Source organism: Lachnoclostridium sp. An181, from assembly GCF_002160325.1.
Taxonomy (GTDB): domain Bacteria; phylum Bacillota; class Clostridia; order Lachnospirales; family Lachnospiraceae; genus An181.
Genome location: NZ_NFKJ01000002.1, coordinates 53193 through 77898, shown reverse-complemented (window position 1 = coordinate 77898; position 24706 = coordinate 53193). Strand labels below are relative to the sequence as shown.

Genomic DNA, 24706 nt, shown 5'->3' with positions numbered 1-24706 from the left:
GGAACATATGAAGATTGGTATTTTAGGCTGCGGAGCCATGGCGGAGAAATTTGCAGAGACATTGGTACAGATGGAGGAGGTTGAATGCTACGGCGCTGCTTCGAGGACAAAAGAACGTGCGGTAGAATTTGCGAAACAATATGGTTTTAAAAACGCATATGGCAGCTACGAAGAGCTGTGCAAAGATTCGGAAGTAGAACTGATCTATATTGCTACTCCGCATTCCTGTCATTATGAAAATATGGAGCTTTGTATCCGTTACAAAAAACCGGTTCTCTGCGAGAAGTCATTTACTTTAAACAGCGATCAGGCAAAAAAGATCACAGAGTTGGCCAGAAAGGAGCAAGTCTTTATAGCAGAAGCAATCTGGACCCGCTATATGCCAGCAAAAGACATGATTCAGGAGATTCTTGAATCTGGAATCATTGGGAAAGTCTCCACGCTGACTGCAAATCTTTCCTATCCGATCAGCCACAAAGAGAGAATCATGCAACCGGAACTGGCAGGAGGCGCACTTCTGGATGTAGGTGTGTACGGCCTGAATTTTGCGCTGATGCACTTTGGAACAGGCATTGAACGGGTGGAGTCCTCTGTGATGATGACAAAGACAGGTGTGGATGGCATGGAATCGATCACGCTCTTCTACAAGGATGGGCGGATGGCTGTCCTGACTCACGGTATTTACGGAAGGTCAGACCGGAGAGGAATCTTTTACGGGGAGAGAGGGTATATCGTAGTAGAAAATATCAACAATCCTCAAAGTATTTCTGTCTATGATACAGAGGATCGGTTGATACAGCATACAGTTGTACCGGAGCAGATCAGCGGATATGAGTATGAGGTGAGGGAATGTATGGAATCCATTCGCGCCGGAGAGAAAGAAAGCCATTCCATGCCGCTTGACGACAGCATCACTGTCATGGAGCTCATGGATGAACTACGAAAACAGTGGGGACTTATTTATCCGCAGGAAAAGGAATAACAATTCATAGAAAGTTTCAATATATAACTATGGTGATAGAGACAATCTATTTGACAGCAGTTTTTGTGCAATACTATAATTAAAAATTGATTATAGTGGACAAAAAAGGAGGAAAACAATGAAAAAGAGATGGGTTAGTGCACTGTTGGTTTTTTCTATGAGTATTGCTTTGGTCGCAGGATGTGCTGGAAATGCAGATAAAAAAGATTCAGCAGGTGGAACAAAAACAGAGGGAGATAAAATCACATTCATGGTTCCTGACTGGGGAGTGCCAACCGATGAGCAGCTTGCTTCGTTTACGGAGGAAACCGGGATTGAAGTTGAGATTGCAGAAGTGGGCTGGGATGATATCCGTGAGAAACTTGCTACCGCTGCATCTGCAGGAAAATGTGCGGCAGATGTAGTGGAAGTCGACTGGTCATGGGTTGGTGAGTTCTACGCAGCAGACTGGCTGGAGCCGTTGGAAGTATCTGATGAGGATAAGGCTGATATGCCGACGATCGAGACATTTACGATTGACGACAAAGTGCTCGCTATGCCATATGCAAACGACTACCGTCTGGCATATTATAATACAGAGCAGTTTGCAAAAGCGGGCATTACAAAAGAGCCTCAGACATGGGACGATGTACTGGAAGCCTGCCGGGCACTGAAATCAACCGGAACGGTGGATCATCCGTTTGCAATTGCGTTAAATGCAGAGGAAAAAACTTCCACATGTTTGATGTGGCTGGCATATACAATGAATGGTGTTGTGTGGAATGAGGATGGAAGATTTAATAAGGAATCTGTACTGGAAGCATTGAAATATATGGAAACTCTGATCAATGAGGAGCTGGTGGCACCGGAAGATAAGACATCCTCTGGTATGGATGCATATATGCGAATCTGCGGCGGAACAGCAAGTTTTCTGACAGGTCCGACATCCTTTGTCTCCAGAAGTCAGAATGAGGAGCTTTGTAGCGTAGTTGGTCAGATTCAACCGATTCTGGTTCCTGGCAAAGAGGGAAAAGCAGCGCAGACAATGCCTTTGCCGGAGGCGATCGGTGTGAATAAACTTTCCGAAAACAAAGAGGCAGCAAAAAAATTTGTGGAATGGTATACTTCCGCTGATATGCAGAAACAGCTGAATAAGACGAACAGCGCAATCCCAACCCGAAATTCTGTCCTGGAAGAGCTGATCAATGACGGAACCATCCAGAATTCCGGGGCAATGCTGGAGCAGGCTAAAATCGTGTCCTCTCCGTTCCCGAACGGCGTACCTTCTTACTATGCTCAGATGAGCAGTGCAATGTACAATGCGATCAATAAAATGGCGCTTGGTGAACTGAACGCAGAACAGGCATATGATGAAATGGCATCTGCATTAGAAGAATTGATCAACGAATAATACAGGAAGAAAAATGAAGAAAAAGATATTACCTTATCTATTGCTGACACCCATGATCTTGATCATGGGTGTGTTAGTATTTTATCCGATTATTGCTACATTTTCATATAGCTTGAAAAAATGGAAATTGACGGCACCAGGGGATATCCGATTTATTGGTATCAAAAACTATCAGGATATTCTCCAGTCAGATTCCTTTTGGTACAGTATGCAAAACACCATCTTCATCCTGCTGTTTGTCGTTGTATTTACGACAATAGTCGGGTGCCTGGTGGCTGCTTTTTTAAAGATTGATGTGAAATGGTCCGGGCTATTGCTGGCACTGGCCATCTTGCCGTGGGCTTTGCCTCCGTTTGTAAATGGTATTCTCTGGAAATTTGTCTTTTTTTCAGGGTATGGTTTCTTGAACAAGCTGCTGCTTGGGATAGGATTTATCAGTCAGCCGATTGAATTTTTGGGAGGCAGATGGTCACTTTTACTTGTGATTTCCATTGTTGTGGTCTGGAGGAGCGTACCTTTTATGGCATTGGTCTGTCTGGCGGGAAGGCAGTCCATACCGGGAGAGTTGTACGAGGCTGCAAAAATAGATGGAGGTTCCGGATGGAAGATTTTCCGGCACATTACACTACCTCTGATGCTGCCGTTTGTGGGAGTGGGGCTGACGTCCACGTCCGTAACCGCGATCAATGTATTTGATGAAGTTGTTGCACTTTCGGGTTATAGTGACCTTGGAAAGAACATCCTGATGGAAAGCTACCTGACTACATTTACTTTCCTGGATTTTGGAAAAGGCAGTGCTATGACATATATTGTAATGCTGTTTGCCCTGATCCTTGGTATCTTCTACTTAAGAAGCCTTAATAAGGAGGTAGAATACTGATGAAGTATGCAAGAAGAACAGGCTATATCATGGCCTTGATCATATTTTTGCTAGTTACAGCAGGGCCGTTTATCTGGGCGTTTGTCATATCTGTGACACCGGATCATGCCATGTTTGCGCCGACAAGCGATCTGTTTCCGAAAAAAATAATATTTGATAATTATGCGGAATTGTTTTCCGGTGGACAGAGAGGAAACAGATTTTTTATGAGCATGTACAATTCGCTGCGGGCAACAGGAATCACATTGTGTATCGGAATCCCTATAGCAATGCTGAGCGCATATGTTTTGAGCAGAATGGAATTTAGGGGAAGAAAAGTGATCAAGAACCTTCTTCTTTGTACTATGGTGATTCCGGTGATGGCGACGATCATTCCGCTGTACCGGATGTTTGCAGTGGGAGACATGTTGGATGATATTTTTTGGCTCAGTATAGTGTATGTCAGCTCATACCTGCCAATGGCAGTCTGGCTGATATCAAATTATTTTGCAACGATTCCAAAAGAACTGGAGGAAGCGGCCATGATCGATGGATGTGGAAGAGCGGCATCTTTTTTCCGCATTATATTGCCGATTTCCTATCCCATTATCCTGTCAGTAACTTTGATTATGTTTTTAAACACCTGGAGTCAGTTTCAGATTCCGTTGATCCTGGCATCGTCGATGGAGACCAAACCGATGGCAATCGTGGTGTCAGAATTCATGACAAAAGATACGATTCAGTACGGGCTTATCGCGGCAGCCGGGATGATCGCATTGATCCCTCCGGCTCTTGCGGCACTGATATTCAGAAAATATTTGATTTCTGGAATCACAAAAGGTTCTGTAAAGGGATAGACATGAAGTATCAGGAAGATAATATGAGATAAAAGGGAGAATAACATGTCCAATATTATAGAAATTATAGATTTTAATGATTCCAATCTGGATGTATATGCAAGACTTACAGAGGCCCAGCTTTTAAATCGAGATGATCCCCAAAAGGGAATGTTTATCGCAGAGAGTCCTAAGGTAATTGCGCGTGCCCTGGATGCGGGTTATGTCCCTCTCTCCATCTTAGTTGAGAAAAAACAGATAGAAGGGGAGGCAAAGGAAATTATCGACCGGTGCGGCCGGATTCCGGTTTATACGGCCGAATTTGATGTTTTGACACAGCTGACCGGATTTTGCCTTACCAGAGGGATGCTCTGCGCGATGCGCCGCATGCAGTTTCCGACTATGGAGGAGGTGTGCATGGGAGCAAAAAGAATTGCTGTATTGGAAAATGTTATGAACCCTACAAATGTGGGAGCCATTTTCCGTTCTGCTGCAGCGCTTGGCATGGATGGGGTGCTGCTCACGCAAGGGTGCAGCAATCCCCTTTATCGCCGTGCAGTCAGAGTGAGTATGGGAACTGTTTTTCAAATACCGTGGACTTTTTTGAAAAAAGACGATTGCAGACTGTGATTACACGGTACGCATCCCAATGTCACATGGTGTGGATTCCTTGAATGTGGCCGCTGCCAGCGCAGTAGCCTTTTGGCAGCTTGGACGGAAATCGTGATATAGAGAAAGAAAAAGACTCGCATATGCTGTGATGGAAATCAGTACGGCATATGCGAGTTTTTAAATTGGTTTATTTGAATTTTACGGCTGTTCCGTATGCCATAATCTCCGCAGCTCCGGGTGCAATCGCGCTGGTTGTAAACCGAAGGCAGACAACGGCATCTGCCTGCATCATTTCTGCTTCATCGACCAGACGGCCAAGTGCAATATCCCGCGCCTCATTTAGCATTTCTAAATAAGAACCCATTTCTCCACCTATCAGATTTTTGAATGAGCTTCCGATATCGCGTCCAATATTTTTACACTGTACAGTGCTCCCTTTTACCAATCCTAATACTTCATATTCTGTTCCGGGAATTTTTTCTGTAGTTGCGATCAACATAATGAACACCTCCTCATTTTTTTTCTATTGTACCATTCTCAGGAGAAAAAGACAGACATTATTCCTTAAAAATCCTTAAGATTTTCTGTACATCGACAAAAGTTTCGACTATAATGGAAAGACACAAATGAAAAAGGAGTAAAGGAAAACATTTATGAAAAAAGTACAGGAATATTTCTTATATTTTATGTTCTATTCCATGATCGGCTGGTGCTATGAGGTATTTCTCGAAGTAGTTGTGTATCGGTGGGGATTTTCAAACAGAGGGGCGCTTTTCGGACCGTACTGTGTGGTCTACGGGTTTGGCGCATTGCTACTGATTTTGATGCTCGGAAAACTGAAAGAGCAAAAACACAGGATTGGAACGATCAATGTTACGCCAGTGCTTGTTTTTATCGGAATCGTGGTCATCACCACAGTGGTAGAGTTGATCGCAAGTTATATCATGGAGCTTACAAGCGGAGGATGGCTTTGGGATTATACTAGATTTGCTTTTAATTTTGAAGGGAGAATCGCGTTAAATCCAAGTATTCGTTTTGGTATCGGAGGAATGGTATTTTTATATCTGTTGCAGCCGCTGTTTGTAAAAATTGTGCGTCCACTTTCCGCAAAAAAATTAAATGTCCTGTCAGGCTCATTGGCAGTTGTATTGCTTTTGGATATTATTTATACATATCTGATAAAATAAGTATGACGAGCAGAAACCTTTTTCATATACAGAGGGTAAAAATTCGGTTATAATAAAAATAGGTTTTATTGTTTCAATTTACAGAGAAAAAGGAGGAGACATCATGCTTTTAAAAGGGAAAACAGCGATTGTGACTGGAGGAACAAGAGGGATCGGGCGAGCGGTCGTGGAACAGTTTTTGGAACAGGGCGCAAGCGTAGTATTATGGGGCTCCAGGCAAGAGACCGTGGATGCCGCTGTCAAAGAAATTAAGGAGGAACATCCTTCTTATGAAGTCTATGGCATGTACCCAAACCTGGCAGATGCATCGGATGTGGAAAAAGCTGTGCAGGAGGCAAAGGAGAAGTTGGGAAGAATAGATATTCTTGTCAACAATGCCGGGATTTCCCAGAGCACTTCCATTTATGAATACAAGGCAGAAGACTTTGACAAGATCATGAAGTTGAATGTGAATGCACTGTTTTATACGATTCTCCCTACCGTGAAGATCATGAAAGAACAAGGCGGAGGGACGATCATAAATACAAGCTCCATGGTAAGTATCAGCGGACAGCCTGCAGGGGTTGGGTATCCGACGAGCAAATTTGCTGTAAACGGACTGACGATTTCTCTCGCAAGAGAGCTGGCGAAGGATCATATCCGGGTCAATGCAGTGGCACCTGGAGTGACAAAGACAGATATGGTTGCGGCCCTTCCACAGCAAATGATCGATGCGATTTCAGAAAAGATACCTTTTGGAAGACCTGGGGAACCGGCAGAGGTGGCGAATGCTTTCCTGTATCTTGCAAGCGATATGGCAAGTTATGTGACAGGAGAGATTCTCTCTGTTGATGGGGCATGCCGTGCGTAAGAAAAGGAGAACAAAAAACAGGTTCCAAGTGGAGCCTGTTTTTTGTTCTATAAGAAAGGCCTTATGCCTCCCCTTATAGAATAAAAGGATGCACAACGCCGCAATGAGGTATTTTCCCGCTCTGCGGTATTGCGGCGGCGCACAAAGTGCCCAGTCCCTCATGATCAATCCTATGAGATATAATTATACTCGTAAACATGAAAAACATAACCCGCATTTTGAAAGGAGTCTTACTCATGAAAGAAACACTGGAATATTTGAAGTCTTGCGGCACATTGATTAAAATATGAAATAGAGAAAGCAGATCCAATTTTAATTGGAGCAGGCGCTGGACTCTCTACATCTGCTGGATTTATCTATACAGGAAAATTTCTCTGATTTTATTGCAAAGTACGGCATTCAGGATATGTATTCGGCTGATTTCTATCACTATGATACTTTGGAAGAATACTGGCTCTTTTGGAGTCGCCACATATATCTAAACCGTTACCAAGATACACCTAAATCAGTTTATACCGACTTATCCGCCGTAAGCCGGGACATGGAAAAAGCGGCCACGCCGGGAAACGTGGCCGCTGGGACAACGAGGTATTTTATCGTTCTACAACTACGGTAAGCAGGCAAAAATCATTATATGATCCGAGACTTTCTTACAGATATGGCAGCAACCGGCGATCAAGGTTTCTACTTCTCCGTCACAGATTGCCTCTCCTGTCCCGGGCAGGACATAGTTTATATCGTCGCTGGTTTCGTGCTTATGTTTGCCGATTGAGCCGCCAGCATGAATACGGCAAGGAATAATTTTTCCATTTTTGCCCATGAACATTTTTGCAATCATTTCGCCGGTGCCGTTATTCATTTCCGGTACGGTACGCTCTGGTATCTCATTGAAATTGATTAGCATATCGGTTCCCCCTTGTATTTATTTTGATATGATAATACCAAATAAAAATGAATTTTTTCACCCACAGACACAAAACACGAGATAACCATTAAAATGAAAAAACTTCATTACCGCCCTTTATCCGAAAATGCTGTTCCCTTAAAAGGGAGCGCATTGCTGAAGTGAGCCACATTATCAAGCGGCTGTATGAGGACAATGTGAACGGCAAAATCAGCGACGAGCGTTTTATGGAACTGTCGGCAGGCTATGAGCAGGAGCAGCGGGAACTGAAAGACCGCGTAGCTGCCTTACAGGCCGAACTGGACAAGTCGCAGGGCCACCGTCAACGCGGAAAAGTTTATGGGGATTGTCCGAAAGCACCTTGACTTTGAGGAACTTACCCCACCCTCTTGCGGGAAATGATTGAGAAAATCGTCGTGCATGAGTGCAGCTATGACGAGAACGGAACCCGCAGGCAGGACATTGAGATTTATGACAGCTTTGTCGGCAAGATTGACTTGCCAGAATAACCGTCCAATCTATCTGACACAATGGCCAAGCGCCGGATAGGAACGGCAAAATTTTTTATACTTCTATTACTTCTTTATCTTTTTGATCTGTTCTTGATTTTTTCGTTCCTGGGCCAGTTTTCGGTTTCCTTTTTTCATATTGCCATTCTCCATGTCTTAGTGTTGTGGTTTCAGAATTGCTGAAAACAATTTCCGACATATAAATACAGGAAAATTTTGACGATTTTGTGATGAAAGAAAAAATTTATTGGACGTGTGAAAAAATGGTGTCTTCAATTGTGTTTTAGGTAAGGAGAGAACGCTATGAAAAAAAGAAAAGAAGACAGATTGAAAGATGCAATGGAAAATTACAAAAAACTTCTCCTCCACATGGCTTATTCTTATCTGGGACGCGTGGAGGACGCTGAGGACGTTGTGCAGGAGGCTTTTCTTGCCTATTATCAAAAGGCGCCGGATTTTTGCGATGCAGAACATGAAAAAGCATGGCTGTTAAAGGTGACGAAAAATAAGTGCAAGAACGAGTTGAAAAGCGCTTGGGTGAGAAAAACTGTTTTTGGGGAAGAAAAAGGAAAAACAAATGAGACGTTTCATTCCGAGATCTTGGAAATGGTCCTTTCACTTCCTCTTAATTACCGGGAAGTGATCTGTCTTTACTACATAGAGGGATACTCCATCAAAGAAACCGCCGAGCTGCTTGGCCGTTCCCAGACCGCGGTTGGGACACAGCTGCAGAGGGCCAGAAAATTACTGAGAATAGAATGGGAGGAATCATCATGAAAAAAGAAGATTTAAAACAAGCATATGAAGAGATTCCTTTTTCTGATCATCTGGAGAAACGAGTGTACGAAAAACTGGAGAAGAGACAAGATCGCTCTTTTTGTTCAAGAAAATGGAAGACCGTCATGGTATCGCTTTGTATCTGTATGCTGGCAGTCACAGCATGTACTGCTGCTGCAGTAAAATACAACTGGTTTGAAGAGATTTATCCGGATACGGCAAAGATTATAGAGAAAGAAGTCAATGAGCCTTCCAGAAGCGTGGAAAATGAACATTTAAGACTGTCTGTGGAGAGCAGTGCATTTACCGGCAACATTGCAAATGTGTTTGTAAAAGTGGAAACTTTGGACCAAGAGGGCAGGGAGTGGATGAGGAAGATGGGAGAATATGAAAGTTATCTGTCTTTGAATCTTTACGGGGAAGGGACTCCAAGCGGAGGTGCAACCCATACCAAATGTCTGAAAAAATATTCGGATGAGGATACGTGGTATTTTCAGTTGATAAGTATGGAAGGAAAGCAGGACAATACCGCCCCATATGAGAGGGCAAAGATTTTTCTGCAGACAAAAGAAGACAATGAAAGCACTGATTCAGAGGAGAATGAGTCGTATCTGGTGCTTGAGATGGAAATTGAAGAGCAAGTGGATGAAGTAAAAACGTATACGGAATGTAAAGATTTTATGGAGCTTACGATCACCCCTATGGGAGTTACCTGCATTTATCAAAGAGAGAACGAATCGAAGGATGCGGATATCCGGATCCGTATGAGAAATGGAGAGGAGCTCTATCTTTCCACTTTGCTGGGAATGGGGAAAAACAAAGGGGAATATATGACAACCGAAGACAATGAGGGGAGGTGCTGTATTGGGATTTTGACCGATGAATTTATCGATCTTGATGAAATCGAAACGGTTACACTCAATGGAACACCTGTTTCTAAGTAGATTGCTGCGATTGTACTTGTCCAAAAGAATCGATGACGGTATAATGGGGAAAGCTAGCGAGATAAAAATTTTTAAATAGCGGGGAGATACTGGAAATCCCCCTCTGGAGGCAGCAATGGAAGACAAGTTTTTGACAACAGTAACGGACAAATTAAAAGAACGGATTTTGCATTTGGATGAGGAAATCGTGGAAGGACAAAAAGACATCGAGGGCATGCACGAGTACTATTGGGAAAACTATACAGAGATGGATGAGTATGGATACGAAAACTATGACAATCAGCAGGCTCTTTTGGGGCAGGTAAATGCCAATAACGAGAAGATACATTTGCGGCAGCAGTTTGTAAAGATGCTGGACTCACCATATTTCGGTCGGGTGGACTTTATTTACGATGGTGAAGATGAGGAGTGGCCATTCTATATTGGGCTTGGGAATTTTTCTGACAGAACAGGAGGCACGCCTCTCATCTATGACTGGCGTGCCCCGGTCAGCAGTTTGTTCTACGACTATGACAAAGGACCAGCTTTCTATATGGCGCCGGGCGGAAAAATGGAAGGGAATATCCGGGCAAAATGGCAGTATAAGATCCGGGGCGGAAAGATGATCTATGCATTTGAGAGCGATATCAAGATTGACGATGATATTTTAAAGCAGGAGCTTGGCGCAAACGGTGATGTACAGCTGAAAAATATTGTACGAACCATTCAAAAGGAGCAAAATGCCATTATCCGGAACCGACTGGATAAAATACTGGTCATTCAGGGAGCAGCCGGAAGCGGAAAGACATCCATTGCCCTGCACAGGATCGCCTATCTTTTGTATCATGAAAGGGAGTATCTGCGCTCATCCAATATTCTGATCCTCTCCCCAAACGGAGTGTTTTCCGATTACATTTCCCATATTCTGCCCGAACTTGGGGAGGAACATATTCAGGAGATGAGTTTTGATCTGTTTGCATACCGGGAACTTCTGGAGGTGGCTGCGGACTGTGAGGATAAGTATCATCAGATAGAAAAGCAGATAAGAGAAGGCAAAAAAAAGAGTGATCACGAGAAAAAGCAGTCCCAAGGCTTTGTAGGAGAAATGGAAGGATTTCTGGCCATGCTGGAGGATGAGCTTATGGATTTTCATGAGATTACATACAACTCCATGAAAAAAACCGAAGAGGAATTGATCAGGCTTTTTTATTTTAAATTTCAGGATATTCCCCTGCTTCTTCGGATGGAGGCAGTGGCAGATTATGTGATTGACGAGTATGAGACACTGCACGATCGGACATTGCCGGAAGAAGAGCGGGAAAAAGTGACAGAAAAATTTAGAAGTCTTTATGTGACGAGGGATTTGTATGAAATTTACAATCAGTTTCTTTGCACATATGGCTATGCATCTCTTCCGGATGTTCCTGTCAAAGAGAGGATTTTGGAGTACGAAGATGTGTATCCGATGCTTTATCTGAAATACCGACTCCTGGGTAACAAAGCGCACGCCAATATCCGTCACCTTGTCATTGATGAGATGCAGGATTATTCTTATCTTCAATACGTCATTCTTGGGAAACTGTTTCAGTGCAGAATGACCATATTGGGGGACAGGGCGCAGACCATGGATGAGAGACAGGCGGATGTGACCACATTTCTTCCGAAAATATTTGGGAAAGATATCCGAACCATTGTCATCAACAAAAGCTACCGGAATACGATTGAGATAGCAGAATATGCGGCCAAACTTTCCGGGATAACAGGTATAGAATTTCTAAAACGCCATGGAAAACCAGTGGAAGAGGAACGTTTTTTTGAATTTAAAGAGGCTCTAAAAAGGATAGAGGAAAGATCAAGGAACTCGGAAACATACGAAACATGTGCAGTCATCACTTTGACAGAAGAAGAGGCGTTGCAGATTTATCGTTTCTTAAAAGACTGTGGCCTGGAAGTTTCTTATATGGACAGAGACAGTTCTTCGTTCCAAAAAGGAATTACTGTGACCACTTTTTATATGGCGAAAGGATTGGAATTTGACCAGGTATTCGGACTGTTTCCCGCAAAAGAGGATGCGCTTACCCGGCAGGCAGAATATATCTGCGCCACAAGAGCACTGCACGAGCTGTACATGTACCAATACGAAGAGAAGGCAGGGAATGACCAATGAGAAAAAATGTAGATTTAAATGAAATTTCCGACGGGCGTAAATACCGTTCCGCTGACATGGTAAAAGCAGGATGTCATGACTGCAAGGACTGTTCATCCTGCTGCCAGGAGATGGGGGAAAGTATTCTTTTGGAACCTTATGATATTTATATGCTGCAAGGGAATCTTCACGTTGGGTTCGAGACATTGTTGAAAAGGGAGGCGGCACTTGGCATGGAGGATGGGGTGATCCTTCCCCATATCCGGATGGATGACAAGGAGAGGTGTCCGTTTCTTGACGAAAATGAAAGATGCTCCATTCATGCATTCCGCCCTGGACTTTGCAGACTGTTTCCTCTTGGAAGAGTGTATGAAGAGGATGGGTTTTACTATATTCTTCAGGTGCATGAATGTCCAAAACCAAACAAAACAAAAGTAAAGATTCAAAAGTGGATGGGAGTGCCTTCGTTTGGAGAATACGAAACATATGTCTTAAAATGGCATAACCTCATAAAGTATTTGCAGGAAGATGCCAAAGAGATAGGAGAAGAGCTCCTTCGCACAAGAAATCTTTACTTTTTAAATCTGTTTTATGTATATCCATTCCATACGGGCGAGGATTTTTATCCTCAGTTCTACGCCCGCATGAAGGAATTTATATCGAAAACGGGAATTTCATTCCCTGTATAAAAAAGAGGGGGCTTACATTTTTTCTGCTTTTTCAACGAATCCACGTATGACATTGCAGGAGGAGTGGAAAGCCTCCTCTTCTTCTTTTGTCATCTGGATTTCCAAAATGTGTTCCACTCCATCTTTCCCAATCACAGCCGGAACACCTGATGGTATGTCTCTTTCCCCGTATTCACCTTCCAGGAGAACGGACACAGGAAGGATACGTTTTTCATCGTGCAGTACGGCGCGGACAAAATCGCATAAAACCGCACCGATTCCAAATTCTGTGCACCCTTTGCCGTCCAGAATGCGGAAACCGCACATACGTACATCGGTACAGAGTGTTTGGAAATCCAGCCGTTTCTTTACTTCCGGGTCTCTTTCAAGATATTCAGTAAGTGGTAGTCCATGCACTGTGATATGGGAGAAAGGGATCATCTGGGAGTCTCCGTGTTCACCCATGCAGTAAGCATGAATGGAAGTTCTGGAAACCCCAAGAATTTCAGAAAGCATACGCCGCAGTCTGGCAGAGTCAAGGGCCGTCCCGGTGCTGAAGACCTGATTTCTTGGAAGTCCAAGCTGTTTTCTCAAGTAATCACCGATGATGTCCGCAGGGTTGGAAATGCTGATGAGAATGCCGCAAAAGCCGGATGCTTTCAAAGGTTTCGATATCTCCTGGATCATATGGATGGAATCCTCAAACATATCCAGTCTTGTCTGCCCGGGTTCTCTGCTTTTTCCGGCAGCCATCACCACAATGTCCGCATCCTGACAGTCTTCATAATCTCCGGAGCGAACCGTGAAATTTCCAGAAAGGCTGGATGCCATATCGTCCAGATCAAGCGCGTGCATGGCAGCCTTATCTTTGTCCTTATCGATCAAAATCAACTCATCCACTTCATTTTGCAGCATCAGGCACATGGCGCAGTGTGAACCTACATGTCCGGCGCCGATGATGACAATTTTTCTGGTTTTTATTTTTTGCATGTCGATACCTCCTTGTGTTGCTGATTAGTCTATCACTTTACTGCGGTGCTGTAAAGAAGAAGTTCTAAAAAGTTTCTTTCTCTAATATATTGAATTAATAAACGTATAGGTATGGCATCGGGTATGAGAAAAAGGGAAACAAGACAGCAGCTGAAGTCAAAAGTCGCAGATATGACCAACATGCCAAAAGACGTCGTCCTTGGAGTTCCGGTGCTGACAATGACCGGACAGGAAGAACTTTATATAGAAAATTACAGAGGGATTCTGGAGTACACAGAGACATTTATCCGTGTTCAGACAAAAATAGGAAATCTGCAGGTTGTCGGTCAAAACCTTCGGATTGCGTACTACATGAACGACGAAATGAAGATCAACGGACTGATAAAAGAGATCAAATATCAAAATGAAATAAGAAATTGAGGGATTTTCATGCTTATCAGATTGATCCGTTATCTACAGGGATATATGAAAATTCGGGTGAGCGGATATTCACCGGAGCGGTTTCTGAACCTTTGTAAACATCGCAGAATCTCACTTTGGGGGCTGGTGCCCGCAAATGATGCCTATGAAATGTATATCAGTGTTTCCGGATTTCAGAAACTGACTCCGATTTTGAAAAAGACAGGCACAAAAGTTGTGATTTTAAAAAAATCAGGAATCCCGTTTTTTCTGCATAGATACAGAAAGCGCAAAATATTTTTCTTTGGAGGATTTTTCTGCCTTCTGCTCATCTATGTGTTTTCGCTTTTTATTTGGGATATTCAAATCACGGGAAATTATTCGCAGACAGATGAAATGATACTGGAATATTTAAAATCACAGGATGTGCGCCATGGAATGAGAAGAGCGGATGTGGACTGTCCCAAAATCGTCAGGGAATTGAGAGCAAATTTTGATGATATTATCTGGGTTTCAGCGTCTTTGGAGGGCAGCAGGCTCAAAATCCAGGTAAAAGAAAATTCAGATACGATAAAAGAGACACAAGTGACAAAAGATACTACGCCAAAAGATATCATTGCCCCCTGCGATGGAAAGGTATCGTCTATTGTGACGCGAAAAGGAACGCCGCAGGTGCAGACAGGTGATGAGGTGAAAAAAGGAGATATTCTGGTCCTTGGACGGGTGGATGTTCTGGATGACAGTAAAACTGTGGTGGACTATCAGTATCAGGTCGCGGATGCAGATATTTTTCTGGAGACATCCATTCCTTATGAGAACAGTATAAAAAATACATATATGGAAAAAGAATATTATGGAATAGAGCGAAAGGAATACAGGTTGAGGATTGGAAAATGGATACTTTCTTTTGGGAGTTCTAAAAACGATTATGACAAAGCAGAGATCTGGTGTGAAAAAAGACAGCTGAAACTGGGAAAACATTTTGAACTTCCAATTTATCTGGAAAAAAATGGGATTATACCATATCAAACAAAAGAGATGGCGTACGCGGACAAAGAAATCCAAAAAATTTTAAGTGATGATTTTTCCAGGTTTTGCATGGATTTAAAGAAAAGGGGGGTTCAAATTCTTGAAAATGATGTTAAAATATACAAGGATAATGGTGTTTCATGTGCTAAAGGCACGTTAATAGTGAACATGCCGGCATCTGATGAAAAACAGGACACAAAAATCCTGACGGTAGAACAAAAAGAAAACAAGACAGAAGGAGAACCGTAAATGAGTATTCTCGAGAAAATGATAGAAATACCTGCGGAACATGAAAAAAATATTTTTGGGCAGTTTGACGTGTACGCGAAAAAGATTGAGCGCACACTGCACGTAAGCCTGATTCCCAGGGACGGAAAAGTAAAAGTCCTCGGTGAAAGCCGCCAGGTAGAGCAGGCATTTGAAGTGCTCTCCCAGCTTTTGGAGCTGTCCAGAAGAGGGAATCAGATACAGGAACAGAATGTCAACTACATCCTTTCCCTTGTCATGGAGGACACAGGGGAAAATGTGGTAGAGATCGATAAGGACATTATTTGCCACACGCTGCAGGGGAAACCTGTCAAGCCAAAGACATTCGGCCAAAAGCAGTATGTGGATGCTATCCGAAAGAATATGATCGTATTCGGACTTGGACCTGCGGGAACAGGGAAGACTTACCTTGCCATGGCTATGGCCATCACTGCTTTTAAAAACAATGAAGTAGGAAGGATCATTCTCACAAGACCGGCTATTGAGGCAGGGGAAAAATTAGGATTTCTTCCGGGAGATCTGCAAAGCAAGATCGATCCGTATCTTCGTCCGCTCTATGATGCACTCTATCAGATCATGGGGGCCGAGAGTTTTATAAAAAATTCGGAGAAAGGACTTATCGAGGTGGCCCCTCTTGCTTATATGAGGGGAAGAACACTGGACAATGCCTTTATCATTTTGGATGAGGCGCAAAATACGACACCTGCGCAAATGAAAATGTTCCTGACCCGTATTGGTTTTGGATCAAAAGTAGTCATTACCGGGGATATCACCCAAAAGGACCTGCCTTCCGGGCAGGTATCCGGTCTGGATGTTGCCATTCAGGTCGTCAAGTCAATTGAAGACATTCAAATCTGCAATCTAAGTTCCAAGGATGTTGTGCGCCATCCGCTTGTGCAAAAGATTGTAAAGGCGTATGAGTCTTATGAGGAGAAGAAAAGTGTCAAGAAGAAAGAACGGAGGGTGCGCCGATGACCATCTATTTTGAAGAAGAAGGAAAAGGAGAGCTTGTTCTTGACGCCGAGGGTCTTGCCGGACAGGTGATCGAGGCGGCAGCAGACTATGAAGGGTGCCCTTATGAACTGTCTGTCAATCTTTTGCTCACCGACAATGTGGGAATCCACAGACTCAATAAAGAGTTCCGCGGCATAGACAGGGCTACAGATGTGCTCTCTTTTCCGATGATCGAGTATGAACACGCAGGAGAGTTTGATTTTCTGGAAAAAGAGGATGTGTATTTTGAGCCGGATACAGGAGAACTTGTTCTTGGAGACATAGCAGTTTCCAAGGAAAGGGTATTAAGCCAGGCACAAGAATATGGCCACTCTGTAAAAAGGGAGTATGCATTTCTCATTGCCCACAGCATGCTCCATCTGTTTGGATATGATCATATGGAAGAAGAGGAGCGGGCGGTGATGGAGAAAAAGCAAAGAGAAATTTTAGAAAATCTTGGGATTTCCAGATAAGAGGGAAAAGGAGAGTGTTATGGGAACTGGACAAAAGAAAAAAGACCACGGAGGAGGGTTTCTGGCACAAGGTGCAATTCTTGCGGCCGCAGGGATTGTCGTAAAACTGATCAGTTTATTTTACCGGATACCGGTCAACAATATATTGGGAGACCAAGGTCAGGGATATTATGGGACAGCATATGAAATTTATGCGCTTGCCCTGCTTTTGACGTCATACAGCATGCCGCTGGCAGTGTCAAAACTTGTGTCAGCAAGACTTGCAAAAGGGGAGAGAAAGAATGCATGGAAACTTTTTAAGACTGCATTGATCCTGGCCATGGCAGTGGGCGTGGTTGTTGGGCTTGTCTTCTTTTTTGGAGCAGATTTGATCGCCACACATTTATTGTCATCGCCGTACAGTGCGTACCCTTTGCGTTTTCTTGCACCGGGACTTTTTGTAGTCTCCACCATTGCTGTGTTAAGAGGGTATTTTCAAGGGCTTGGGAATATGGTGCCTACAGCAGTTTCCCAGGTCATTGAGCAGATCGTCAATGCAACAGCTGCGATTCTTGGTGCAAGCATTTTTATCAGGATGGGACTTGCTATAGCAAAGGAACAGAAGAAACCGCTTTTATCTGCAGCGTACGGTGCAGCTGGTGCAACATTAGGACCAGTGCTTGGGGCGACGGCGGCTCTTGTTTTTCTTGGAATACTGATATACGGATACAGAAAGAAAATGCTGGCAAGACGGCTGGCGAGAGATTTTACTACATACGAAGAAAAAAGAGGGGAATTGATCAAGATCATCCTTCTTACGTGTGCGCCTGTACTTTTGAGTACAACACTCTATAATATCAGCCAGTCCTTTGATGTAGTGATCTTCAATAACGTGATGAGCGCCCAGGGAATGGCGGAGAAGGAATATGTGGCGTTATGGGGGATTTTCAGCGGAAAGTACAACACATGGATCAATGTTCCGCTTGCCATGGCCAATGCGCTTGGCGTTTCTATGATGCCAAGTCTTACGGCAGCGGTCACGACAGGGGACAAGGATATGATCCTAAAAAAAGTACATCTTGTCATCCGGTTTGCCATGCTGATCGCAATCCCAAGCTTTGTGGGACTTGCGATCATGTCAAAGCCAATCTTGTCTCTTCTGTATCACCAGGGAGATATTGATACCCCCGCAATGATGCACCATATCGGAGCTGTCAGCATTGTATTTTTCTGTCTGTCCACAGTGACAAATGCAGTGCTGCAGGGAATCAACAGAATGATGACACCGGTAAAGAATGCAGCGATCTCACTTGGTATCCATCTTGTGGGGCTCTTTATCATGCTGGCTGTGCTGCACTGGAATGTATACGCGCTTGTGGGGGCAAACATTATTTTCTCACTGAGTATGTGTGTGTTAAACCAGATTGCAATCCGCAAGGCCATCGGATATAAACAGGAAGTAAAGAAGACTTTTCTCATTCCGCTTGGTGCTTCTTTGGTGATGGGCATTGCAACATTTGGTGTTTACGTGCTTTTGTGTGCAGCCACAGGACAGACGATCGCCACCATCCTTGCACTGATCGTTGCGGTTGCTGTGTACGGAGCAGCACTTTTAATATTTGGAGGTCTTACTGAGGCAGAGCTTAAATCCATGCCAAAAGGAGATGTGATCGCACGGATTGGCCGGAAACTGCATCTTCTTCGGACAAAACAGGATCAAGAAAGATAAATTTGTATAAAGACAGAAAAAGAAGCCGATACTGTATGAAAAAAGGAGAGATTTCCGATGAAAGCAAAATACGGTATCGGCTTTTTGGCTGCTCTTGCCATTTTAATGGCTGCTTTAAGCGGGGCCTACCAGATGGGATACAACAAAGTGAAACAGGAGTACGAGGCAAAGTTGGAGACACGGGAACAAAAGATAGAGACGGTGACAACAGACGGGCAGGCGAGTGCAGAGGAGACTTACTATATCTGTGCCCTGAACGGCTATGTGGTTGTCTACAGATCAGATAAGAAAAGTCTCTATGAATATACAAATATCCGCGTGGATATGTTGCCTTTGGATGTGCAAAAAGAAGTGGAAAAAGGAAAAGAAGTGGAAGGTCTCAAAGATGTGTACGGATTCCTTGAAAATTACTCAAGCTGACAGGTCTGTCTTTTCCCTATGGACTTCCCCGATGTTTTAGTGTAAGATATACTGGATAATTGGATTTTAGAAAGGGAAACGATAGACATGGATGAAAAAAAGATTCAGAGAATCAATGAATTATACAGAAAGTCCAAAGCAGAGGGGTTGACCGAAAAGGAGAAAAAGGAGCAGAAACTGCTGCGCCAGGAATATCTGGAGGCAATCCGGAGAAATCTTCGCAGTGAGCTTAATAATATCAATATACAGGAAAAAGACGGAACCATTGTGAATCTTGGTGAAAAATATGGAAAGAAAACGGGAAATTAGGCAGCGGATGCAAAGAGCGCGTTTGGCAATGCAAAAACAGGAGTGGATGGAAAAAAGCCGGGCTATTTGTGAAAGGCTTATCGCTCATCCGCTCTTTTTACATGCAAATGGAATCCTTGTTTATATGGATATGAAAAATGAAGTTTGTACAAAACAGATCATCCGCGCAGCCTGGGAGCAAAATAAAAAGGTCGGGATTCCGAAAGTACAAGGGAAAAGAATGGAATTCTATGAGATTTGCTCCTTTAACGAAACAGCTCCAGGCACTTTTGGCGTGTGCGAACCAACGGCAGGAAAACAGATTTTTTCCGAAGGGATGCTTATGGTGATGCCGGGGGTGGCGTTTGACAGAAAGAAAAACCGGATTGGATACGGGGCTGGATATTATGATGCCTATTTAAAGGCGCATCCGGACATGCCAAAGGCAGCTCTTGCCTTTGAATTCCAGGTGCTTAGGGAGGTCCCGGCAGAAGAACACGACATCCGGCCGGATATACTTATTACAGAGAGTACCATTTATTAGAAGAAAAGAGGAAAAATATGTTTGAACAGTTGCCAAAAGATGCAGTTATGCTGCTTGGTGTGGTGAATACAAAACTTAGAGATTATTATCCGACTTTGGACGCGCTGTGCGAGGATATGCAGGTGGACAGAAAGACAATCGTGAGCAGATTGGCTGACATTGACTATGAATACAATGAGAAGAAGAACCAATTTGAATAGAAAAATGGAGGAAGTACGATGCAGGCATTGGAATTGGATATGACGGCAATCGACCTTACAAAAGAAGCACCGGTGAAGGAACCGGAAAGACAGTATTATTTTATGGCGAAAGCGAGAAACTATGTAAAAGAATTATCTGAAAAGATCGGCCGTCCGCTCACTTTCTGTGTGACGACCTTTGGCTGCCAGATGAATGCCAGGGATTCGGAAAAACTGTGCGGTATTTTGGAAGAGATCGGCTATCAGGAGGAGACGGAGGAAGAGAACGCTGATTTTGTCATTTACAATACGTGTACAGTCCGGGAAAATGCGAATATGCGTGTTTACGGAAGACTGGGCCAGCTTGGCCGCATCAAAAAGTTACACCCGCATATGATGATCGGACTTTGTGGATGTATGATGCAGGAACCGCACGTGGTGGAGAAATTAAAGACAAGTTACCGGTTTGTGGATTTGATTTTTGGAACTCACAATATTTATAAATTCGCAGAACTTATCGTGTCAAGATTTGAATCTGAGCGCATGGTGATCGATATCTGGAAGGACACGGACAAGATTGTGGAGGACCTTCCGGTAGAGCGCAAATACGCGTTTAAATCCGGGGTGAACATTATGTTTGGCTGCAATAATTTCTGCAGTTATTGTATTGTCCCTTATGTGAGAGGGCGTGAAAGAAGCAGAAACCCAAAGGATATTGTCCGCGAGATTGAAAGGCTTGTGGCGGATGGCGTGGTCGAGGTGATGCTCCTTGGCCAGAATGTAAATTCCTATGGGAAAACGCTGGAGGAACCATTGAGTTTTGCCAAACTTCTAAGAGAGATTGAGAAGATCGAGGGGCTTAAAAGGATACGTTTCATGACTTCCCATCCAAAAGATCTGTCCGATGAGCTTATTGAGGTGATGAAAGATTCAAAGAAAATCTGCAGACATTTACATCTTCCGGTACAGTCCGGCAGCAGCCAAATCCTGAAGAAGATGAACCGCCGTTATACAAAAGAACAATATCTTGCTCTGGCAGAAAAGATCAAAAAAGCCATGCCGGATATTTCGCTGACAACGGACATTATCGTTGGATTTCCGGGAGAGACGGAGGAAGATTTCCAGGAGACGCTGGATGTGGTGAGAAAAGTGCGCTATGACAGTGCATTTACCTTCATATATTCCAAGAGAACAGGGACACCTGCCGCAGTGATGGAAAATCAGGTTCCTTCGGATGTCATCAAGGACCGTTTTGACAGACTTTTAAAAGAGGTGCAGGAGATTTCAGCCCAAGTGTGCAGCGTACATACAGGAACGATACAGGAAGTTCTTGTGGAGGGTGTTAGCGAACATGAGCCATCTCTTGTGACCGGAAGGCTTAGCAATAATCTTCTTGTACACTTTGCAGGCGGACAAGAGCTGATTGGAAAGATCGTACAAGTAAAATTAAACGAATGCAAAGGATTTTATTATATCGGACAGCAGGTGTAGGCAATAGAAAAGGGTTTTTTGTTTGTATTGTGCCAAATAACAGGAACTGCCATTATAATTCCGAAAGAAAACGTCCAGACTATGAGTATCTGAATTTCATAGAAAGGGCGTTTTTTGATGAAAAAACTCAGTGAATACTTATTTTTGATCGCTGCCGGAGGCTGTATTTATTATACATTTGAAATGCTTTTTCGCGGGTTTTCGCACTGGAGTATGTTTCTTTTGGGGGGAGTCTGTTTTTGGTTCTGTGCATGGCAGGGAATCCTGGTCAGGTGGCAGGATCCACTTTGGCGTCAGGTGGCGAGATGTCTTATTTTTGTTATTTCCTGCGAATTTATCACAGGGCTGATCGTAAACAAGTGGATGGGATGGCAGGTATGGGATTACAGTGACCAGCCGTTTCAGCTGTTTGGGCAGATATGTGTTCCATTTGCAGTCATTTTTTCCGGGCTTTGTGCCATCGGAATCCTTCTTGCTGCTTATCTTCTACATTTCTTGTACAGGGAACCTAAACCGGATTTTCACGTTCTTTGATCTGCTCAGATATTTTTTCTTTGCGCTTTTTTTAAAAGATGATATAATGAAATGTAAAAAACCAAAGAGAAAGAGGAGAAGATTGTGGCAGAATTAACACCAATGATGCAGCAATACATGGAGACGAAAGAACAATATAAGGACTGTATTTTATTTTATAGATTGGGAGATTTCTATGAAATGTTTTTTGATGATGCGCTTACCGCTTCAAGAGAACTGGAGATCACCCTGACCGGAAAAAACTGTGGATTGGAAGAACGTGCGCCGATGTGTGGAGTTCCGTATCATGCGGTGGACACGTATCTGAACCGTCTTGTTTCAAAAGGCTATAAGGTAGCTATCTGCGAACAGGTGGAGGATCCCAAACAGAGCAAAGGGATCGTAAAAAGAGAGGTTATCCGAATTGTGACGCCGGGAACTAATTTGAATACACAGGCGCTGGATGAGACGAAAAACAATTACATTATGTGCATTGTATATGCGGATGAGCAGTACGGGGTTTCCTCTGCGGATGTGACGACCGGCGATTACTCTGTGACGGAAATTGATTCGGTGCAGAAACTTCAGGATGAAATCTATAAAATATCCCCATCTGAGATCATCTGCAACGAGGCGCTGTTTATGAGCGGATTTTCCTTGGAGGAGCTGAAAGACAGGCTTGGGATCACAGTGTATTCGCTCGATTCCTGGTATTTTGACGACATGCTCTGCAAAAAGACATTGCTGGAGCATTTTCATGTATCTTCCCTTGAGGGGCTTGGATTAAAGGATTATGACAGCGGTATCATTGCAGCCGGAGCGCTTTTAAAATATCTTCTGGAGACACAGAAGACTTCGCTTGACCATTTGTCAAAATTGAGCGGGTATGTGACGGGTAAATATATGCTTCTTGACAGCTCTACCAGACGGAATTTAGAACTTTGCGAGACACTGCGGGAAAAGCAAAAAAAAGGCTCCCTTCTCTGGGTGCTGGACAAGACAAAAACAGCCATGGGTGCAAGAATGCTAAGAAAATACGTGGAGCAGCCGCTCATTGAAAAGGAGTCTGTCTTAAAAAGACTGGACGCAGTGGAGGAGCTTGTATCCAATGCGATCGGAAGGGAAGAAATCCGGGAATATTTAAGCCCGGTCTACGATCTGGAGAGACTGGTGAGCAAGATTGTGTATCAGTCCGCCAATCCAAGGGATATGACGGCATTTCAAAGTTCTCTCGCCATGCTCCCGCCCATCCGCTACATATTGGAGGAGATGAACAGTGAACTTTTGCGGGAACTCTATGAAAATCTGGATCCCCTTGAGGATATTTGTGCTCTTATACAGTCTGCAATCAAAGAAGATCCTCCGATTGCCATGAAAGAAGGAGGCATCATAAAAGAAGGATACAACGAAGAGGTGGACAGGCTTAGGAATGCAAAGTCGGACGGCAAGATGTGGCTTGCAGAACTTGAGGCAAACGAGCGGGAGAAGACGGGGATCAAAACGCTTAAAATAAAATACAATAAAGTGTTTGGGTATTACCTGGAAGTGACAAATTCTTTCAAAGATCAGGTGCCGGATTATTATACCAGAAAACAGACGCTTGCCAATGCAGAGCGATACACCATTCCAAAGCTAAAAGAGCTTGAGGATACGATTTTGGGGGCTGAGGACAGGCTCTATGCGCTGGAATACGAGCTGTACTGTGAAGTGCGCAATCAGGTGGCAGCTCAGATTCTGCGCATCCAGACTACTGCAAAGGCAGTAGCCAATCTGGATGTGTTTGCCTCTCTTGCTGTGGTGGCGGAGAAAAACCGGTATGTCAGACCGAAAATCAATGAAAAGGGAGTCATTGATATCAAAGACGGAAGACATCCGGTTGTGGAGAAAATGATACCCAACGATATGTTTATCAGCAACGATACTTATCTGGATGACAAAAAAAACAGGATTTCCATTATCACAGGACCAAATATGGCAGGAAAGTCCACATATATGAGACAGTCAGCGCTGATCGTACTAATGGCACAGATTGGTTCCTTTGTTCCGGCGGCCAGCGCCAATATCGGGCTGGTGGACAGAATTTTTACAAGAGTCGGAGCATCGGACGATCTTGCCTCCGGGCAGAGTACTTTTATGGTGGAGATGACTGAGGTTGCAAATATTCTTCGGAATGCCACGAGTAAAAGTCTTCTTATTCTGGATGAGATTGGGCGCGGAACGAGTACTTTTGACGGTCTCTCGATTGCCTGGGCTGTGGTGGAGCACATCAGCAATGGAAAACTTTTGGGGGCGAAAACTTTGTTTGCCACCCATTATCATGAGCTGACTGAACTGGAAGGAAAAATTGATAATGTGCACAACTACTGTATCGCGGTGAAGGAAAAGGGGGACGATATTGTCTTCCTCCGGAAAATCGTCAAAGGTGGAGCGGATAAAAGCTATGGAATTCAGGTTGCAAAGCTTGCGGGAGTGCCGGAATCTGTCATTGTGCGGGCTAAGGAGATTGTGGAAGAGCTGAGCGATGCGGATATCACCACACGAGTCAGAGATATAGCCGAGCATACTGTAGAGATGAAACGAAAGAAGAAAAAATACGACGACTTGGATCTGGCGCAGTTTTCGCTTTTTGACACAGTCACGGATGATGATGTGATCGAAGAACTGAAAAGTATTGATATCGGAAATCTGACTCCGGTAGATGCGCTCAACACCATCTATCGGCTGCAGAATAAGCTGAAAAATCGATGGGGAAACTGCTAGGAGGAGATA

Annotated in this window: 26 protein-coding genes and 2 pseudogenes; 25 read left to right on the top strand and 3 right to left on the bottom strand. The window is 43.7% G+C overall.

Features of this window, described 5'->3' with window-relative positions; translation table 11 throughout:
- The first annotated feature begins 7 nt into the window (after positions 1-7).
- From B5F18_RS01615 to B5F18_RS01595, 5 genes and pseudogenes are all read left to right on the top strand, one after another.
- Complete coding sequence (locus tag B5F18_RS01615) at positions 8-982, top strand: Gfo/Idh/MocA family protein (RefSeq protein WP_087155919.1); 975 nt, start codon at positions 8-10, stop codon at positions 980-982.
- A gap of 118 nt (positions 983-1100) precedes the next feature.
- Entirely contained in the window at positions 1101-2372 is a 1272-nt protein-coding gene (locus tag B5F18_RS01610; protein ID WP_087155918.1) for a sugar ABC transporter substrate-binding protein, read from the top strand.
- A gap of 13 nt (positions 2373-2385) precedes the next feature.
- Positions 2386-3252 carry a carbohydrate ABC transporter permease gene (locus tag B5F18_RS01605; RefSeq protein WP_087155917.1) on the top strand — a complete coding sequence of 289 codons (867 nt, stop codon included), beginning with the start codon at positions 2386-2388 and terminating at the stop codon, positions 3250-3252.
- Positions 3252-4088: a carbohydrate ABC transporter permease gene (locus tag B5F18_RS01600; RefSeq protein WP_087155916.1), complete on the top strand. Its 837-nt coding sequence runs from the start codon at positions 3252-3254 to the stop codon at positions 4086-4088. The genes B5F18_RS01605 and B5F18_RS01600 overlap by 1 nt, the downstream gene beginning before the upstream one ends.
- Positions 4089-4133: 45 nt before the next feature.
- Positions 4134-4794: pseudogene (locus B5F18_RS01595) on the top strand (TrmH family RNA methyltransferase).
- A gap of 72 nt (positions 4795-4866) precedes the next feature.
- Here the strand turns inward: B5F18_RS01595 and B5F18_RS01590 are convergent.
- Positions 4867-5178, bottom strand: a complete 312-nt coding sequence (locus B5F18_RS01590) for a heavy metal-binding domain-containing protein (RefSeq protein WP_087155915.1) — start codon at positions 5176-5178, stop codon at positions 4867-4869.
- A gap of 154 nt (positions 5179-5332) precedes the next feature.
- Here B5F18_RS01590 and B5F18_RS01585 point away from each other — a divergent pair, with 154 nt between their 5' ends.
- The 3 genes from B5F18_RS01585 to B5F18_RS12480 all read left to right on the top strand — a co-directional run bounded on the left by B5F18_RS01585 (position 5333) and on the right by B5F18_RS12480 (position 7332).
- A complete protein-coding gene (locus B5F18_RS01585; RefSeq protein ID WP_087155914.1) occupies positions 5333-5866 on the top strand; it encodes a putative ABC transporter permease in 534 nt (177 codons plus the stop codon).
- 103 nt (positions 5867-5969) lie between these two features.
- Complete coding sequence (locus tag B5F18_RS01580; RefSeq protein ID WP_087155913.1) at positions 5970-6716, top strand: SDR family NAD(P)-dependent oxidoreductase; 747 nt, start codon at positions 5970-5972, stop codon at positions 6714-6716.
- 316 nt (positions 6717-7032) lie between these two features.
- On the top strand, positions 7033-7332 hold the full coding sequence (locus B5F18_RS12480; RefSeq protein ID WP_087155912.1) for a hypothetical protein: 300 nt from the start codon (positions 7033-7035) through the stop codon (positions 7330-7332).
- Here B5F18_RS12480 and B5F18_RS01570 read toward each other — a convergent pair.
- Positions 7324-7620 (bottom strand): cupin domain-containing protein, encoded by a 297-nt coding sequence (locus B5F18_RS01570; RefSeq protein ID WP_242955774.1) that lies wholly within the window; start codon positions 7618-7620, stop codon positions 7324-7326. The two genes, B5F18_RS12480 and B5F18_RS01570, sit on opposite strands and share 9 nt — an antisense overlap.
- Before the next feature lie 146 nt (positions 7621-7766).
- Here B5F18_RS01570 and B5F18_RS01565 point away from each other — a divergent pair.
- From B5F18_RS01565 to B5F18_RS01545, 5 genes and pseudogenes are all read left to right on the top strand, one after another.
- Positions 7767-8129: pseudogene (locus tag B5F18_RS01565) on the top strand (DUF4368 domain-containing protein); the annotation flags it as partial.
- Positions 8130-8432: 303 nt separating this feature from the next.
- A complete protein-coding gene (locus B5F18_RS01560) occupies positions 8433-8906 on the top strand; it encodes an RNA polymerase sigma factor (RefSeq protein ID WP_087155911.1) in 474 nt (157 codons plus the stop codon).
- Positions 8903-9850 carry a hypothetical protein gene (locus tag B5F18_RS01555; protein ID WP_087155910.1) on the top strand — a complete coding sequence of 316 codons (948 nt, stop codon included), beginning with the start codon at positions 8903-8905 and terminating at the stop codon, positions 9848-9850. The genes B5F18_RS01560 and B5F18_RS01555 overlap by 4 nt, the downstream gene beginning before the upstream one ends.
- A gap of 115 nt (positions 9851-9965) precedes the next feature.
- Complete coding sequence (locus B5F18_RS01550) at positions 9966-11996, top strand: HelD family protein (protein ID WP_087155909.1); 2031 nt, start codon at positions 9966-9968, stop codon at positions 11994-11996.
- On the top strand, positions 11993-12664 hold the full coding sequence (locus B5F18_RS01545) for a YkgJ family cysteine cluster protein (RefSeq protein ID WP_087155908.1): 672 nt from the start codon (positions 11993-11995) through the stop codon (positions 12662-12664). The genes B5F18_RS01550 and B5F18_RS01545 overlap by 4 nt, the downstream gene beginning before the upstream one ends.
- Before the next feature lie 12 nt (positions 12665-12676).
- Here B5F18_RS01545 and B5F18_RS01540 read toward each other — a convergent pair whose 3' ends face one another.
- Positions 12677-13633 (bottom strand): L-lactate dehydrogenase, encoded by a 957-nt coding sequence (locus tag B5F18_RS01540; RefSeq protein ID WP_087155907.1) that lies wholly within the window; start codon positions 13631-13633, stop codon positions 12677-12679.
- A 123-nt stretch (positions 13634-13756) separates the two neighbouring features.
- On the opposite strand from B5F18_RS01540, the gene yqfC reads away from it, so the two are divergent.
- The 12 genes from yqfC to mutS all read left to right on the top strand — a co-directional run bounded on the left by yqfC (position 13757) and on the right by mutS (position 24697).
- Complete coding sequence (gene yqfC / locus B5F18_RS01535; RefSeq protein WP_204217049.1) at positions 13757-14053, top strand: sporulation protein YqfC; 297 nt, start codon at positions 13757-13759, stop codon at positions 14051-14053.
- Positions 14054-14062: 9 nt separating this feature from the next.
- The gene (locus B5F18_RS01530) at positions 14063-15310 is read left to right on the top strand and encodes a sporulation protein YqfD (RefSeq protein WP_087155905.1); all 1248 of its coding nucleotides are present in this window, start codon (positions 14063-14065) and stop codon (positions 15308-15310) included.
- Positions 15311-16303, top strand: a complete 993-nt coding sequence (locus B5F18_RS01525; protein ID WP_087155904.1) for a PhoH family protein — start codon at positions 15311-15313, stop codon at positions 16301-16303.
- Positions 16300-16794, top strand: a complete 495-nt coding sequence (gene ybeY, locus B5F18_RS01520) for an rRNA maturation RNase YbeY (protein WP_087155903.1) — start codon at positions 16300-16302, stop codon at positions 16792-16794. Before B5F18_RS01525 ends, ybeY begins: the two co-directional genes overlap by 4 nt.
- 19 nt (positions 16795-16813) lie before the next feature.
- Entirely contained in the window at positions 16814-18502 is a 1689-nt protein-coding gene (locus tag B5F18_RS01515; RefSeq protein ID WP_087155902.1) for a putative polysaccharide biosynthesis protein, read from the top strand.
- A gap of 57 nt (positions 18503-18559) precedes the next feature.
- On the top strand, positions 18560-18922 hold the full coding sequence (locus B5F18_RS01510) for a hypothetical protein (protein ID WP_087155901.1): 363 nt from the start codon (positions 18560-18562) through the stop codon (positions 18920-18922).
- 87 nt (positions 18923-19009) lie between these two features.
- The gene (locus tag B5F18_RS01505; protein ID WP_087155900.1) at positions 19010-19231 is read left to right on the top strand and encodes a DUF896 domain-containing protein; all 222 of its coding nucleotides are present in this window, start codon (positions 19010-19012) and stop codon (positions 19229-19231) included.
- The gene (locus tag B5F18_RS01500; RefSeq protein WP_087155899.1) at positions 19209-19754 is read left to right on the top strand and encodes a 5-formyltetrahydrofolate cyclo-ligase; all 546 of its coding nucleotides are present in this window, start codon (positions 19209-19211) and stop codon (positions 19752-19754) included. Before B5F18_RS01505 ends, B5F18_RS01500 begins: the two co-directional genes overlap by 23 nt.
- A 17-nt stretch (positions 19755-19771) precedes the next feature.
- Complete coding sequence (locus B5F18_RS01495; RefSeq protein WP_087155898.1) at positions 19772-19954, top strand: DUF4250 domain-containing protein; 183 nt, start codon at positions 19772-19774, stop codon at positions 19952-19954.
- 18 nt (positions 19955-19972) lie between these two features.
- Positions 19973-21424, top strand: a complete 1452-nt coding sequence (miaB, locus tag B5F18_RS01490) for a tRNA (N6-isopentenyl adenosine(37)-C2)-methylthiotransferase MiaB (RefSeq protein WP_087155897.1) — start codon at positions 19973-19975, stop codon at positions 21422-21424.
- A gap of 117 nt (positions 21425-21541) precedes the next feature.
- A complete protein-coding gene (locus tag B5F18_RS01485; RefSeq protein WP_087155896.1) occupies positions 21542-21958 on the top strand; it encodes a putative ABC transporter permease in 417 nt (138 codons plus the stop codon).
- A gap of 84 nt (positions 21959-22042) precedes the next feature.
- Complete coding sequence (gene mutS / locus B5F18_RS01480) at positions 22043-24697, top strand: DNA mismatch repair protein MutS (protein ID WP_330394076.1); 2655 nt, start codon at positions 22043-22045, stop codon at positions 24695-24697.
- The last annotated feature ends 9 nt before the right edge of the window (positions 24698-24706 follow it).

What these genes read in the sequence shown, in the direction of transcription:
- B5F18_RS01615 (WP_087155919.1), top strand. Translation starts at nt 8, where the DNA reads ATGAAGATTGGTATTTTAGGCTGCGGAGCCATGGCGGAGAAATTTGCA.
- B5F18_RS01610 (WP_087155918.1), top strand. Translation starts at nt 1,101, where the DNA reads ATGAAAAAGAGATGGGTTAGTGCACTGTTGGTTTTTTCTATGAGTATT.
- B5F18_RS01605 (WP_087155917.1), top strand. Translation starts at nt 2,386, where the DNA reads ATGAAGAAAAAGATATTACCTTATCTATTGCTGACACCCATGATCTTG.
- B5F18_RS01600 (WP_087155916.1), top strand. Translation starts at nt 3,252, where the DNA reads ATGAAGTATGCAAGAAGAACAGGCTATATCATGGCCTTGATCATATTT.
- B5F18_RS01590 (WP_087155915.1), bottom strand. Translation starts at nt 5,178, where the DNA reads ATGTTGATCGCAACTACAGAAAAAATTCCCGGAACAGAATATGAAGTA.
- B5F18_RS01585 (WP_087155914.1), top strand. Translation starts at nt 5,333, where the DNA reads ATGAAAAAAGTACAGGAATATTTCTTATATTTTATGTTCTATTCCATG.
- B5F18_RS01580 (WP_087155913.1), top strand. Translation starts at nt 5,970, where the DNA reads ATGCTTTTAAAAGGGAAAACAGCGATTGTGACTGGAGGAACAAGAGGG.
- B5F18_RS01570 (WP_242955774.1), bottom strand. Translation starts at nt 7,620, where the DNA reads ATGCTAATCAATTTCAATGAGATACCAGAGCGTACCGTACCGGAAATG.
- B5F18_RS01560 (WP_087155911.1), top strand. Translation starts at nt 8,433, where the DNA reads ATGAAAAAAAGAAAAGAAGACAGATTGAAAGATGCAATGGAAAATTAC.
- B5F18_RS01555 (WP_087155910.1), top strand. Translation starts at nt 8,903, where the DNA reads ATGAAAAAAGAAGATTTAAAACAAGCATATGAAGAGATTCCTTTTTCT.
- B5F18_RS01550 (WP_087155909.1), top strand. Translation starts at nt 9,966, where the DNA reads ATGGAAGACAAGTTTTTGACAACAGTAACGGACAAATTAAAAGAACGG.
- B5F18_RS01545 (WP_087155908.1), top strand. Translation starts at nt 11,993, where the DNA reads ATGAGAAAAAATGTAGATTTAAATGAAATTTCCGACGGGCGTAAATAC.
- B5F18_RS01540 (WP_087155907.1), bottom strand. Translation starts at nt 13,633, where the DNA reads ATGCAAAAAATAAAAACCAGAAAAATTGTCATCATCGGCGCCGGACAT.
- yqfC (WP_204217049.1), top strand. Translation starts at nt 13,757, where the DNA reads ATGAGAAAAAGGGAAACAAGACAGCAGCTGAAGTCAAAAGTCGCAGAT.
- B5F18_RS01530 (WP_087155905.1), top strand. Translation starts at nt 14,063, where the DNA reads ATGCTTATCAGATTGATCCGTTATCTACAGGGATATATGAAAATTCGG.
- B5F18_RS01525 (WP_087155904.1), top strand. Translation starts at nt 15,311, where the DNA reads ATGAGTATTCTCGAGAAAATGATAGAAATACCTGCGGAACATGAAAAA.
- ybeY (WP_087155903.1), top strand. Translation starts at nt 16,300, where the DNA reads ATGACCATCTATTTTGAAGAAGAAGGAAAAGGAGAGCTTGTTCTTGAC.
- B5F18_RS01515 (WP_087155902.1), top strand. Translation starts at nt 16,814, where the DNA reads ATGGGAACTGGACAAAAGAAAAAAGACCACGGAGGAGGGTTTCTGGCA.
- B5F18_RS01510 (WP_087155901.1), top strand. Translation starts at nt 18,560, where the DNA reads ATGAAAGCAAAATACGGTATCGGCTTTTTGGCTGCTCTTGCCATTTTA.
- B5F18_RS01505 (WP_087155900.1), top strand. Translation starts at nt 19,010, where the DNA reads ATGGATGAAAAAAAGATTCAGAGAATCAATGAATTATACAGAAAGTCC.
- B5F18_RS01500 (WP_087155899.1), top strand. Translation starts at nt 19,209, where the DNA reads ATGGAAAGAAAACGGGAAATTAGGCAGCGGATGCAAAGAGCGCGTTTG.
- B5F18_RS01495 (WP_087155898.1), top strand. Translation starts at nt 19,772, where the DNA reads ATGTTTGAACAGTTGCCAAAAGATGCAGTTATGCTGCTTGGTGTGGTG.
- miaB (WP_087155897.1), top strand. Translation starts at nt 19,973, where the DNA reads ATGCAGGCATTGGAATTGGATATGACGGCAATCGACCTTACAAAAGAA.
- B5F18_RS01485 (WP_087155896.1), top strand. Translation starts at nt 21,542, where the DNA reads ATGAAAAAACTCAGTGAATACTTATTTTTGATCGCTGCCGGAGGCTGT.